This is a genomic window from Ketobacter sp. GenoA1 (genome assembly GCF_003671475.1).
Classification (GTDB): Bacteria; Pseudomonadota; Gammaproteobacteria; order Pseudomonadales; family Ketobacteraceae; genus Ketobacter.
This window is the reverse complement of sequence record NZ_RCHM01000020.1, coordinates 1-12,633: the sequence shown is the minus strand read 5'-3', so window position 1 is coordinate 12,633 and position 12,633 is coordinate 1. Positions and strand designations below refer to the sequence as shown.

13 protein-coding genes are annotated in these 12,633 nt (G+C 48.9%); 7 read left to right on the top strand and 6 right to left on the bottom strand.

Features of this window, described 5'->3' with window-relative positions:
- Positions 1 to 16: 16 nt before the first annotated feature.
- Entirely contained in the window at positions 17 to 880 is an 864-nt protein-coding gene (locus D9N13_RS06115) for a hypothetical protein (RefSeq protein ID WP_290587288.1), read from the top strand.
- Here D9N13_RS06115 and D9N13_RS06110 read toward each other — a convergent pair whose 3' ends face one another.
- A complete protein-coding gene (locus D9N13_RS06110) occupies positions 881 to 2,308 on the bottom strand; it encodes a DUF1254 domain-containing protein (RefSeq protein ID WP_290587286.1) in 1,428 nt (475 codons plus the stop codon). It abuts the gene before it with no gap.
- A 216-nt stretch (positions 2,309 to 2,524) separates the two neighbouring features.
- Here D9N13_RS06110 and D9N13_RS06105 point away from each other — a divergent pair, with 216 nt between their 5' ends.
- From D9N13_RS06105 to D9N13_RS06080, 6 genes are all read left to right on the top strand, one after another.
- Positions 2,525 to 3,577: a helix-turn-helix domain-containing protein gene (locus tag D9N13_RS06105; protein ID WP_290587283.1), complete on the top strand. Its 1,053-nt coding sequence runs from the start codon at positions 2,525 to 2,527 to the stop codon at positions 3,575 to 3,577.
- Positions 3,578 to 4,246: 669 nt separating this feature from the next.
- A complete protein-coding gene (locus D9N13_RS06100; protein ID WP_290587280.1) occupies positions 4,247 to 5,065 on the top strand; it encodes a type IV toxin-antitoxin system AbiEi family antitoxin domain-containing protein in 819 nt (272 codons plus the stop codon).
- The gene (locus D9N13_RS06095) at positions 5,049 to 5,999 is read left to right on the top strand and encodes a nucleotidyl transferase AbiEii/AbiGii toxin family protein (protein WP_290587277.1); all 951 of its coding nucleotides are present in this window, start codon (positions 5,049 to 5,051) and stop codon (positions 5,997 to 5,999) included. The genes D9N13_RS06100 and D9N13_RS06095 overlap by 17 nt, the downstream gene beginning before the upstream one ends.
- 54 nt (positions 6,000 to 6,053) lie before the next feature.
- Positions 6,054 to 6,500 carry a hypothetical protein gene (locus tag D9N13_RS06090; protein WP_290587274.1) on the top strand — a complete coding sequence of 149 codons (447 nt, stop codon included), beginning with the start codon at positions 6,054 to 6,056 and terminating at the stop codon, positions 6,498 to 6,500.
- Positions 6,501 to 6,980: 480 nt separating this feature from the next.
- Positions 6,981 to 7,373 carry an AAA domain-containing protein gene (locus tag D9N13_RS06085; protein ID WP_290587270.1) on the top strand — a complete coding sequence of 131 codons (393 nt, stop codon included), beginning with the start codon at positions 6,981 to 6,983 and terminating at the stop codon, positions 7,371 to 7,373.
- Positions 7,374 to 8,318: 945 nt separating this feature from the next.
- On the top strand, positions 8,319 to 8,531 hold the full coding sequence (locus tag D9N13_RS06080; RefSeq protein WP_290587267.1) for a hypothetical protein: 213 nt from the start codon (positions 8,319 to 8,321) through the stop codon (positions 8,529 to 8,531).
- Positions 8,532 to 9,110: 579 nt separating this feature from the next.
- Here the strand turns inward: D9N13_RS06080 and D9N13_RS06075 are convergent.
- From D9N13_RS06075 to D9N13_RS06055, 5 genes are all read right to left on the bottom strand, one after another.
- Positions 9,111 to 9,548 (bottom strand): hypothetical protein, encoded by a 438-nt coding sequence (locus D9N13_RS06075; RefSeq protein ID WP_290587264.1) that lies wholly within the window; start codon positions 9,546 to 9,548, stop codon positions 9,111 to 9,113.
- The gene (locus D9N13_RS06070; protein ID WP_290587261.1) at positions 9,545 to 9,772 is read right to left on the bottom strand and encodes a hypothetical protein; all 228 of its coding nucleotides are present in this window, start codon (positions 9,770 to 9,772) and stop codon (positions 9,545 to 9,547) included. The genes D9N13_RS06075 and D9N13_RS06070 overlap by 4 nt, the downstream gene beginning before the upstream one ends.
- Positions 9,773 to 9,895: 123 nt before the next feature.
- Positions 9,896 to 11,695, bottom strand: a complete 1,800-nt coding sequence (locus D9N13_RS06065; RefSeq protein WP_290587258.1) for a hypothetical protein — start codon at positions 11,693 to 11,695, stop codon at positions 9,896 to 9,898.
- Entirely contained in the window at positions 11,688 to 12,341 is a 654-nt protein-coding gene (locus D9N13_RS06060; RefSeq protein ID WP_290587255.1) for a tyrosine-type recombinase/integrase, read from the bottom strand. Before D9N13_RS06060 ends, D9N13_RS06065 begins: the two co-directional genes overlap by 8 nt.
- A gap of 180 nt (positions 12,342 to 12,521) precedes the next feature.
- The coding region (locus tag D9N13_RS06055) for a transposase domain-containing protein (protein ID WP_290588140.1) at positions 12,522 to 12,633 on the bottom strand (112 nt) is incomplete at its 5' end.

The following is a 12,633-nucleotide window of genomic DNA, read 5'->3' as shown; positions in this document are numbered from 1 at the left end:
TAAAAAGGGGAATACCATGAACAATAAAGCGCTGTTGATCTTTGCGTCGGTCTTATTGCTGTTTCCAACCCTCACCTGGAGTAAAGGGGGCATTATTCAGTTTAGCAAACCGCAGTCACTGGGTGACGGAGAGATCCGGGTGTTCGGCACCGTGATCGGCCGTTATCCGGTGAGTGTGGGTATCCTGTTTGATGGCGGTGTATTCAGCAATGCCCCCACCACGGAAAGTGACGGCAAGTGGGATATACTGGATGCCGCAGGTAATGTGACCTGGTACTGTTGCGGCCATGAACTGGATTTTGACGTGCCCGACAATGTGCGTCGTGTCACGGCGTTTGAGCACATCGTGGTGAACTGGAATCCGCAAGGCCATCCGCCGCCCACCGGGATTTACCGTCCGCCGCATTTTGATTTCCATTTCTACACCATCAGCCGCGAGGAGCGTTACGCCATCGAGGCCCCCACCGCCGAGGAAATGTGCGCGGTGGACATTCCCCTCAGTTGTGAAAACTTCGATCTGGCCATGCAGCCGTTACCCGCCGATATGATGCCGCCGCAACACACCAGCGTAGGCGCGGTGGAGCCGGCCATGGGCAACCATCTGCTGGATTTGTCGTCACCGGAATTCAATGGTGAACTGTTCACCCACACCTGGATTTTCGGCACCTGGAAGGGGGCGCTGTCATTCTGGGAGCCCATGATCACCCAAGATTTTCTGCTGTCAGCGCCCAATGCTTACTATGACGTGACCCTGCCTGCGGCTGCGCCGGAGGCAGGTTTTTACCCTTCAAAGTACGGGATTTTTTATCTGCAGCAACCGGATCTGTATATGGTGGTGCTGAGCGGGTTTGTCTGGTTGCCTGAATCCGCTGGGTTGTGATCATTGCCGAATGATGGGGGGTGTTTTCCATTCACTCTTCAGGATTGCGTCGCGTGGATCGTACAAACGGATGGTCACCTCAAATCTTCCCTCTGGCGTGGACAACCAGTTTGCAAGCGGCGCACCAGCAGGCGGTTCAGCAGCCATATAGATCGTGATTGATCCATCCGCTGACGGCACCAGCCCCGTGTTGCTGCCCACTGCATAAGAGCTCACACCCAGTTGTTCCGCGACGGGGTTGTCACGCAGGAATCCATCGCTGCCATACGCAGTGAGCGACCAGAATGCCTTTACCGGGGGTAGTTGCTCGGCGGGGAAAGTCATCGTGTAAACCGATTTCCCGCCCAGCAATCGATGCCTGGAATCACGGCTGGCATTTTGGTACACCGCATATTCCCCGCGGTTGGCACCAAATCCCACCTGCGCCACCACAGCCCTGATCAGATAACGCTGGCCATACTCGCCCAGGGGAATCAGCGACGGATCCGGCCCCCACCCGGTCAGACCCAGTAACCGGGTAGCGAATACCAGACTGCTCTGGGCAGTGCGGCGTCCGATTTCCATGGCCAGCCTTTTTCTCCACGACAATGAATTTTGTGTTGAATACGCCTCTGGCCCCACACCAATTTGTCCAAGCGCTCTCACCATCGCGGCGTCTTCTTTTGGGGGTGGATTGAGGATCATCAAGTCAGACAAGCGGGAAAAGAATTCCTGGGTACTGAGTGATTTCACTACATCAATCGGTGGTGTTTTTTCTGAGGCGGGTATGCAACCTGCGATACCCGATGATTGGTATTCGTGGGCCCACGGCGTTAAGCGATATTGGGTCTGAATGGCATTTACCTGCGGAATATCCTCTTCTCCCCACACTTCAGTGCGGCCGACAATCCACACCAGATTCGTGGGAGCATCAATGCGCTCGTAGCCATCCGGCAGCGACCCTTCCCAATTGGGCCCGACAATCACATAGTGTCCTTCTCCTGCCCCATGGCTCTGGGTTCCAACCCCTGCAAAATTGTTGGACCATGCATCCAGCAGGGCCATCAATACATAGCGGTCCGGTACGGCAGGCATATCCAGCAACAAGGGACCCTGCGCAAGATCCAGCATGGCCGAGGAATAGAGGGTATCCACATTGGGTCGCACCACCGCCTTGAAGCTGGCGTCGGGGCGATCAAATACATGGGCAAAGGTATTCAGATCAGTGCCCAAACCACAGACACGCTCGGCCCCGGTCAGGCCCTGCATGGTTTCCCCCATCAATACCAGCGGAAAGCCATAGACATAGCCTTCAGCTGTGATGGCGGCAGTTGAAGCCCCCTGGGAAACCAACGGCAGTGTCGCCAACAGCAGACACGCAAGTGACCGCGTGCCAGGGCGCACTGTGTTCATGCGTACCTGGCAAATCACGTAGTTAAGCCATTTCATCGTTATCATCCAGCCTTTCTTGTTGGTGTGTATTTGGATTGTCGTCTCCGGATTCTAGCGATCTTGTAGCGGCGGATTTATGCCAATTTGAGACAAATTCTGTGGGGCCGATTCAGGCCCTTTAGCATTCCAGATCAGCATTTGGCTGGGTTATAGTGATGTCTGTTTTTACCATAAGTCAGACAATCCAGTGGCAGCAAGGCGTCAAACATCACGATGACAAAAGCGGGAAAGCAATATACGGTTTCAGTTGAAACCCTGGCATCCCACGGGGATGCATTGATTCAGTATCTGCAGAACAGAGGGGACTATGCATCGTTGCTCGCGCAATACGGTGAAGAGATTCAGAAGCTTGCCGTTTACCAGGCACGCGCTCGCGTTCCCATTGATGAGGTTGCCCGTAATCTGAATCTTATCGCCCAGTGGTTGCATGAACCCAATCTGGGGCTGAAGGTATCGCCTTATTCATCCCGCCAACAAAATCGTCTTGCTTATTTTTTTCAGGAATCCCGCCTATCGCTGCTGGATTATTTCCGCATGCTGGCGCGTTACCTCTGCATCAGTTCCGAAGTGGTCCGCATCGAAGTGGTTGCCACAGCGCAAAACGTTGCCCTCCATGTGCTGCCCAATTGCGCTGCCAGCATCAGCATCCATCAAACCGAAGGTTTTGTGGCATCCCTGTGTGACCTGGTTAAACAAGCGCGTAAACTAACCCCGGTTGCAATCGATCTGGTCCATGCCAATCCGGATACAACAGGGGATACCACGATCTATGAATCCGTTCTGGGTGTTGCGCCCGCGTTCAATCAACCACGCACCCGGATCCTGTTTGTTAATGATGCAGGTGATGTCAGTGCCACGCGCCATCATCCCAGTAAAGCCAGCGTCTCCCGGATTCAACTGATGGAGGCTGTCAAGCGTAAGGAGATCGGTGAAGAACGCTGGACAGATCGCTGCCGTTTTCTGCTTGAGATCCTCATGTATTACGGCGAGCCTCACAAGAACGTGTTGGCGGAGCTGCTTGCCGTCACGCCTCGGACACTGCAGCGCCGTCTGGGCGATGAGGGTGAAACGTATCGCCATTTACTAACAGAACTGCGCAAGGAGCTGGCATTGCAGCACTTGGCCGATAGCCGCCACACCTCCGACGAAGTGGCGTTCCTGCTTGGCTATCAGGATGTGAGTCACTTCAGTCGGGCATTCAAAACCTGGTTTGGCGTATCGCCGGGTCAATCAAAAAACGGCGTTACGCCTGCTCAGAAGCGCTGAGGGGCTGACGATCACCGTGTATTGCTATGATATGTGAATATAAACAATCAGTTATGGGTTGGTTTCGGTGCTGTGCCGCGTCTGTGAAGGGTAGCGTGGAGGAGTGTGGTTTAGTCCAGTAACGAAAAAGCCCGGAATTAACCGGGCTTTTGTGTAAGGTGCCAAATCTATTTGTGGATTCACCCATTACATGACGTCTGAATCACCCATATCCTGTCATTATCGGCTGATTTAATCACCCAAAGTCGTTCTTTTACAGCATAGTGTCCCGCCATTTACCCATAACTTGCCTTCAAATGCTCAGGTTTCACCCATAAAAATGAATCACTAACATTTTGATATATAAGTATTTTCTTTGTGGTAGGAGAGATTTGGCACATCATGCCAGCGCCAGCCATTCAACTGTAGGCGACACGGAGCTTTTCCTGAGCGTCCCGCGCTGCCACCAATGAGTTTTGCCAGTAACAGCATTGAAGTCATTGGTATGAATAGGTCTTATACGGTGGATGCGCTGAAAAATCCACGAGCCCCCGTTCCATGAATTGGGGCAAAGGGAGTGGACTGTGAGTTTACAAATAACCTTATAGAGTCACTGAAAGTGGGCTTTTTATTAATTTTTTAAACTAGCAGGTATTTGCCTTGGTTTACTAAAGTCGTAATATAGTCACTATGAGTGATCATAATGAGAGTAAATTAAACCGTCTATTAGCTGGACTCGGTGATACCAGTGTGGTTTCCAGCCGGTGGCTAAGAGCGCATGGCTATTCCAGTAGTCTGGTTGTCCGCTATGTGGCCAGCGGTTGGTTGGTATCGCCGGCCCGTGGTGTGTACATGCGCAAAGGTGGGTCCCTGAAGTGGGAAGGCGTGGTGCGGACACTGCAATGCATGGAAGATTTGTCGCTGTATGTAGGCGGACGCTTTGCCTTGGCCTGGCAGGGGCATGAACACTACCTGCGGCTGGGCGAGGTTGCCGCGATCACACTCTATGGGCCGGATCGTTTGCCAGGCTGGGTGCATAAGTTGCCGTTGGCGGAGCATGTCGAGTACTGCGGCAAGGGCCCTTTTGATCTGCCAGCCCTTCATTTTACCGATGAGACAACGGATCAGTCGTTAATGAGCCAAGGTTTGGAAAGGCGTGAGGCAATGCCGAGCGGGATGGTAGTGTGCGCGACTCCGGAGCGGGCCATGCTGGAATTGTGTGATGAGGCGTCTGATGCCAGCGGGGTCTATGAGGCCGACGCATTGATGCAGGGCATGGCCACCCTGCGTCCACAACGGCTTGAAATGTTGTTGCGCCGTTGCCACAGCATCAAGGCTAAACGCCTGTTTCTCGCTCTGGCCGAACGTCACGGGCACGCCTGGTATTCGCACCTATCGCTTGATGATGTGAATCTCGGTTGTGGTAAGCGATCGCTGGTTCCCGGTGGCCGTCTACATCCCAAATATCAGATCACCCTGCCGGGAGACCTCGATGAGCAGCTGGGATAAACGCTATAGCGATCGGGTGCAACTGCTGGTGGATATCCTGCCGGAATTGGCGAAAGAAACCCGCTTTGCCTTGAAAGGTGGGACGGCCATCAATCTGTTTGAGCACGATCTCCCGAGATTGTCGGTGGATATCGACCTGACCTGGTTGCCTGTGCAGGATTTCGAGGCGGACGTGGCAGGCATTTCGGCGGCGCTAGAGCAGTTGGCGGAGACATTTCGTACCCGCCCTTTACAGCTACAAGTGCAGACCTCGGGTGGCTCAAACACAGGAGGGGTCACGCGGTTGATATGCAGTCGCGGCCGTGCTCGCGTGCAAATCGAAACGACCCCGGTGATGCGTGGCGCCGTGCATCCGGTTCGTACCATGGTGGTCCAGCCCAAGGTGGAACAGGCCTTCGGCTTTGCTTCAACACAAGTGCTCGATTTTGCCGATCTGTACGCCGGTAAGCTGGCAGCGGCTTTGTCCCGTCAACACCCCAGGGATTTGTTCGATATTGGTTTGCTGATGGAAGATGAACGGGCTGACGCCACGTTGTGGCGTACCTTTTTGGTCTACCTGACCAGCAGTCCCAAACCGGCTTGGGAACTACTGGCCCCTCGCGACCCTGTGGACTTTGAGGCGATCTTTGATGCCCACTTCAAAGGGATGACGGCCGAACCAGTGACAGTGGCGCAACTCCTGGGTAATAGGGAGCGGTTGTTGACTTGGATTGCCGACAATCTCAATAAACCGTCATGTGACTTCCTTTGGTCTATCGAAGAAGAACAGCCTGATTTTGGCTTGATCGGTCTAGAGAGGGCGGCCACACTGCCGAGCGTGGTGAGAAAGTTGCAAAATCTTGCTCGTCGTTCGAAGGCCAAGCGTAAAGCGGATCGTCATCAGCTTGAGCAGACCCTGGAGCAGATAGTATTTGGTAACCCCACTGTTGAATAACGTATTTTTGTTCCCGTAGTATTGTCCATCATTGATTCTATATCGGAGCAGATTATGGACTTAAAACTTGCTGAATTTCTCATGGACTCACCATTTTCGTGGTGGGTATCACTTGTGTCCGCGATGGTGCTTACTGTCGGTGCTTTTTCGTATATCTCGGAAAAATTATTCCAAGAACATAATCGGCGTGCGATTCGTAATATTTCAGGTTTCATTAAGAGGTGCTTTGACGAGCTCATAAAGGCTAATAGGGTCGATGATCAAGAACCGAGCCCAAGGAATCTGAAGTTGATAAAGTGGTTTGAAATTGGATTGTACTGCCTGTTTTCAGCGTGGTTTTATCTGTATGGCATTACTGTATTAGCCCTTATTTATATGTCACAGACAGATAACCTAAAGCTAACACTGGCTACATTGTTTGTTGCTGTCTTAATCATACTTGCCAATATGTATCGAGTAATGGCAAGGCGAGCACGTCATGAAATGCTTGCTCAAGTATAATGAGTGGTTTCCATACTTGATATCATGTGTCGATGTTCATCTTTGGCTTTGAAGATCTGTTTGATTTAATCAACTAAAAAGCCATGTGATTTGTATACGTCCTGAAATGTACATAGCAGTAGCCTTATGTCCTCGCGCCTCAAGTCATATGGTTTTACATACTTCAGGTCTCTAAGCTTCCGCTCGCTAGGATATATGCCGTGGCGGGCAAGGCTAAAAATCCCCTCAGTTAGCTGCTCAATACGTGCTTGATGCGTATTTTTCCGAAGTTGGCTCTCCCAGGAACGTCGTCGTTGAATAAGAACTTTGTATTCCTCAGGAAAAATATTTCTAATCGTGGTGTAGCGGACACTGTGTTTGGAAGCAATATGACTAATACGAATAGCTGGACTTGGATTATCTTTAATAGCCTTCCTTTATGAGGTGTTTGCACCATCGCAATCCATGGGTGGGAGTCGAGCGAATTCAGGTGAAGCCATTGTGCGCTGGTTATGCGATGAGCGAACAACTATTCTGGATTACGCGAGAAGGCAGGACAAAAAGCTGATTCAATTGAGCGATGCTGAAGTATTGAAAAAGTCAGTGGGAATAGTTACGCCATTCAATAAACAGGCAAAAGTCATTGAGAAGCTTCTTCAGCAGCACGGTATTTATGGACTTACAGTTGGTACGGTTCACAAACTTCAGGGCGATGAGCGGTTGCTAGTGTTATTTTCCAGTGTTTATGGCGAAAACAACAAGGCAAATGGAAAATTCTATGATCGAGGATGCAACATGCTAAATGTGGCAGTTTCCCGCGCGAAGGACTCGTTTATTGTTTTTGGGCATCCTGAGGTATTTGGCGTGGGAGCAGATGGATCACCTTCATGTTGAGGCGTGAATTGAAAACGCTTAATACAACCATTCCGGCATAGATAAGCCGTCATCTGCCACGAATATACCTGAGTGCTTTTGGGGTGGGATAAGGATCAAGAGCGCTGTTATCTAGATAAAGCTCCTGAAGGATAAAAAATAGGTGAGTTACAGAGGATTTGATAACGCCTAAAAAACAAAAAGCCCCTAGGATCAATATCTTAGAGGCTTTTTACCATAGCCTGTCATATGCAGATTTTTACCATAAAGTGGTAAAACAGCCATTTTTACGGGTGAATCCACATATTCTGTAGGCTTGGGCTTTATATGGTGCCCGGAGGCGGAATCGAACCACCGACACGGGGATTTTCAATCGGTTTTTGTTCACAAAGCACAGCAATCCACGCTAATAAATTACAATAATATCAGTCAGTTATGGTTGCAATGGCTGTTGTCGGTTCTTGTTGGGGGTGATGGTTAGTTAACCCCTAGTGTGACAGCAGTGTGCCTGGGCTATTTGGTATATCCACCCCTGGGAATGCCTTCAAGGTGCAAACCGTATATTAGTTGGTCGATCCTACCTTCCAGGTCGTCACGGATATTTATGAGCCTATCAAAGGTGCTCCAGTGCATCCCTTTCCGTTTTCGATATCCTGTTTCATCGAATAGCCTGTCGTCCAGTTTGTGCAGCTTATGAATTAACCTGTCGATTGGCCCTTTGGTTTGGCTGGTATATGGTATCCGGTAACACTTGCGGCACAGGAATAAGGGTCCTCCTGCGTATAGAACGCCACAGCGCCGGTTACACTTGGGGCAGGCAAACCACATCCTCGAACCTCCATAGTTGCAATTGGTCTGGATTAGATCGATCTGTTGTTTAACTGGCTGCCAGTCTTCACCAGAAGCTCGGAAACGATAATCGAGGTTCAATTGGCTGGGTGATATGGAATAGTTGATAAATCCTGTTTGAGAGCCATTACAGGACCAGGAGAGGATGCCGCTTCGGTATTTGCCAAGTACACCCAAGCTCTTCAAAAACCGGATGTCGATTCTCTTGTACTCTTCGGTTGTCATGGTGTTGCTGATGCGACTTTTGTTTCCACTTCCAAGGCCACCCATGGTTTAACCCTCAATTTGCCTAATGATTTCGATAGAAATCTGAAACTGATGTATCAATGATATCTCCGTAACCCCTGGTATTATAAGAAGGCTTCCAAATATGAAAGCAGTAAAAGCTCCCATGGCTTCAGAATTGGAAGTGATGGAACCGTTTATATTGAATCAATAGGTGGATTTGACGTCCTTGTCGCTTCCGAAACTAAAGCCTTTGGCATCCATTTCTAAAGCGGGTTGCCTTGTTTGTCTCTGATGCTGAATTGGCGTGGCGGTCGTGTTGTTGGCCCAACTTCAAGGCGTTTGCCGGGACATTCATCTATGGGTTTCCATGCCAGTGCATACAGGGCACATTGGCCACCAGGGTTTAGAAATCGGCCCTCACGGGTTCGGATAATCAACCGTTTCGCCATTAATTCCCTTATGGCCCTGCTCAAGGTGGGTTCAGACCGAAAACCGTGTTTCTGGGCAATTGACCAAGCTGCCGTCAAGTTGCCGTTACCTTTGCCTTTGTACTGGTAGGCCAACATCATAAGTGCCTTAACCGCGTTTCCGCTCAAGCTTTTGTAGTCAGGGTGGTCCATTACATATCTGGGTATGCCTGCGAAACCTCCAGGCGCATCCTTGCGCCCTTTGGTTTTGCTCCTATTCAGGCCCATCGTCGTTCTCGTTACATGAATCTAAATCCATGCTAGTCTTCAAGTTGTCAGTCCCGTCAGGATTGTCATCTGCGGTTGGGCTGGTGGCCGCCAGCCTTTCCGCAATTCTGATAGCTTCCAATTCCATAACCTTTTCAACATATTCTTGGCCTTGGGAACCTGCCCATTCAATTAAGCTGGTAGCCAGCCAATACTCCATGAAGGTGGCTGCCCTCCCTGTGGGGTCCCTGGTAGCTTCAGTAACTTCCCTGCGCTCAATGTGCCAGCCATGCTTTTCCTGAAGGTAATGGACATGTGATGCGAGCCGGTAGCTCCCTGTAGCGCTGTCAGCCTCTCTGTGTTTCAGTGTTTCGCCTTGTAAGAATCGGGCCAAATATCGAGCACATAAGCAGTTTGGATTAGGGTAACTGATATTGAGAGTCATACTGCACCCCCATTGGCTGCTTGTTCATCCATCCAGCTTTCGAACTTGTCCAGGTCGATTAATACTTTACGCCCCATTCGAACGATACATCTTGAGAAACCGTTTTCTGCTCCATTGAAGATTAACCAACGAATGCTGTTTTCCGTTATGCCAGCATCAGGGTATTTCAAGGCTGTGTTTCTGACGGTGGCTAGTCTTCTACTTCGATCTGTTTGTAGTTTCATTCTAATGCCTCCAATTGGCAGTGCTTAATGAGTGCTGCGACCATTTGTCAGTCGCTGGGGGCAGTAGAACATAGGGATTTCCCGAGAAATCTCCCGGATAAACTCCCGATTGTTAAAGTGAGTTTATTCGGGACTTTTTTTTCGCCGGGTTGATAATAGGTTTTCCAAAGTCTTTCTTCCGATAGGTTTTTCCCTACCTTTTACATATATGAAGTCGTCTTGGGTCACTTCTTCGATGATTGGGTGGCCTGATTCGCCAAGGCGCCTCAGCTCTATAATCATTTTGTGGATTTGGGGGACTTCGCCAAGTTTCTCTATTATTTCATCTAGAACTAAGTGCCATTTAGTGTGTCTTGTGCGAGTTTTTGGCTCTATATCTTGGGTAGCGACTCTGGGGCGGGCTGACTTCGATGAGCTGTTATACCCTTGAAAAGAATGTCGTAAGAATGACTCGATTTTTTCTTTTTCGTATACAGCATTTTTAGGGGATTTTCCCTTGAAATTGAATGTCCATGTCATGCCAAGTGTGTTTGTATCTGATATGGCATCTGGAGCTTCGTTCTTACCTCTGTCTTGGTTGAACTTATTAACAATAAGTTGTTCAGCTCTTTCCTCTGGGTAATCTGCTGAGTCAACTATTAGTTCAACAAATTGCTTGTGGGTTAAATATCGATCATTTGGGTAAAAGCTTTCAATTTGGGTTTTGTTGTAAAAGGTCCCAATTAAACATATTGATAATGAAGTTATTTCCTCTCTAGATGCTGAAAATGGGCGTTTTAACTCTGGGTCTTCGTACGGTTTAAGGTCTGCTCGTTGCCAGTAACACCAAATTGTGAATTCTTCAGCTGAACATTGAAATTTATCTTTTAGAATCTTAAAGGCAACCTCATATCCGATAGATTGTGGCTCTGGAAAGCATGGTGAGTTTTCTCTGAAGTAATGCTTTTCGAAATTTTCAATCTGACGTTCTTGGAACATGCCTTGAGTAGGCTGATTTGCCACATCAGTGTACGGGTCAGCAGCAAAAAAATCCTCGAAAGAAGATAGAGGGTGTAATAAGAATTCTTCTTTTTTTATGGTCCTGATGTGAACGCCATTAATAAGGTTGTATATCGATTCTGGAGAGCTATTGGGAGCCAAAGAGTACCAGCGTCTAGCGACTTCTTGAAACGTTAGCCAGCGTCCGCTATTTTCTGGGCTGTTAGGGTTAAATGACTCCACCTGACTTTTAGAGAAGTAACAACTCTCAATGCTTAACCCTAGGTCGTGACATTCTTTTGTGGTGGTTTTTTGTGTTAGGTTTTTGTCTAAGTAGAGCTGCAAACTGTTATGGTCAATATAGGTCCACATTTCTAATTCATGCTCTCTCATCCTGGGGATTATGGCATCATTGTTAAATAGAATGTGTCCAGCATCGTGATAACTACAGAATTCGAGGGAAGCTGTAGGTTTTGACTCTTTAATGAATCGCTCTAGCTCTTCTTTGGTTATTACTAATTCAGTTCTAGCTAGATTTTCACAAAATAATTTGTCCGTTGAATCATGGTTGTCTGTGGGAAACTTTTTTGTATCATTGCCGGATGCATGGGCGTTGTACATTCGCGCATAATTCGCATCTTCGAATGCGGTGACACTTCTTAGAATTTCTCTGTTTCTGTTGTGTGGGCTAAATTCTCGAATGTCAGAGTGATTCAAATATAAGAACCGCTTTATTTTCGAGTCTTTTTGGGCATACATACGCTGAGCAAGGCTGGGTTCAGGTGAGAACGCTATGGCAATCTCACCGTGTTCCGCTAGCTCGAATAGTCTAGACACGTTAAAAGGCTTGTTCATTAATTCACTGAGTTTTTCGCTGGCACTTTCCAGGTAATAAGAATTCTGGCTGAGTTCTAGTTCTAAGGATGAATCTGAAACATTAGCCATTAAACATACTCCTATTCATGGACTCCAGAACTCGGCTGGTATGCTGCTCGGAAAGGTGGGCGTAACGTTTCACCATTTGGAGAGTTTTATGACCTAATATTTCAGCTATCTCAGCCAAAGATGCTCCGTTCATAGCTAGGTAGCTGGCGGCAGTATGGCGTAAATCGTGGAACCTGAAATCATGAATGTCGGCTGCTTTGAGAGCTTCCCCCCAGGGTCTTCGGATGGCGACTGGGGATTGAGGCTTCACCGTGCTGGGAAACAGCAATTTTGTATCGACTCTGCGGATTTTTGACAGTTCAAGAATAAGTTCTTTTGCATGGCTAACCAGTGGAACAGTGCGGCGCTCACCGTTTTTCGTGTCTGATAGGTAGATGTAGCCGCGAACCAAGTCTACTTGAGGCCATTCAAGCGATAGGATTTCTCCTTGTCTCATTCCTGTTGAAAGAGCCAATACCACTACGGGGTACAGTGATTCACAGTCAGATTGCTTGCAGGCAGTCAGTAGTTTGGAGCGTTCTTCTTCATCAAGGAAGCGTACTCGGCCCCTTGGTTCTACAGGCTTTCGTACCTTGCGTAGCGGGTTGTCTTCTAACCAACCCCATTCGTTTGAAGCAATGGTGAAAGCATGGGAGAGGGCTGCCATATACCTCACCACAGTTGCTGGCTGACGCCCCCTTTGAAGTTTGTCTCTTGCCTCGCCTAAACGTGCTGGCGTCACTTCCGAAAGCGTTAGGTAACCAATTTCAGATTGCCACCATCGTAACTGAGCAGCTTGTTTAAGTTGGCTTTTGGGTTTGGTGGGTAAAACGTAAGCGTCCGGCGATTACCCTTTTGTAGGCGCACCCCATCCATGAGGTAACAGCTCGCCGATACGGCTAGCTGGCTGAGTCGGCAGCCGGGTCAATACATCCTTCAGATACGCATAAGGATCATGC

Coding starts and splice junctions, on each gene's coding strand:
- D9N13_RS06115 (WP_290587288.1), top strand. CDS start 17: ATGAACAATAAAGCGCTGTTGATCTTTGCGTCGGTCTTATTGCTGTTT.
- D9N13_RS06110 (WP_290587286.1), bottom strand. CDS start 2,308: ATGAAATGGCTTAACTACGTGATTTGCCAGGTACGCATGAACACAGTG.
- D9N13_RS06105 (WP_290587283.1), top strand. CDS start 2,525: ATGACAAAAGCGGGAAAGCAATATACGGTTTCAGTTGAAACCCTGGCA.
- D9N13_RS06100 (WP_290587280.1), top strand. CDS start 4,247: ATGAGTGATCATAATGAGAGTAAATTAAACCGTCTATTAGCTGGACTC.
- D9N13_RS06095 (WP_290587277.1), top strand. CDS start 5,049: ATGAGCAGCTGGGATAAACGCTATAGCGATCGGGTGCAACTGCTGGTG.
- D9N13_RS06090 (WP_290587274.1), top strand. CDS start 6,054: ATGGACTTAAAACTTGCTGAATTTCTCATGGACTCACCATTTTCGTGG.
- D9N13_RS06075 (WP_290587264.1), bottom strand. CDS start 9,548: ATGACTCTCAATATCAGTTACCCTAATCCAAACTGCTTATGTGCTCGA.
- D9N13_RS06070 (WP_290587261.1), bottom strand. CDS start 9,772: ATGAAACTACAAACAGATCGAAGTAGAAGACTAGCCACCGTCAGAAAC.
- D9N13_RS06065 (WP_290587258.1), bottom strand. CDS start 11,695: ATGGCTAATGTTTCAGATTCATCCTTAGAACTAGAACTCAGCCAGAAT.
- D9N13_RS06060 (WP_290587255.1), bottom strand. CDS start 12,341: ATGGCAGCCCTCTCCCATGCTTTCACCATTGCTTCAAACGAATGGGGT.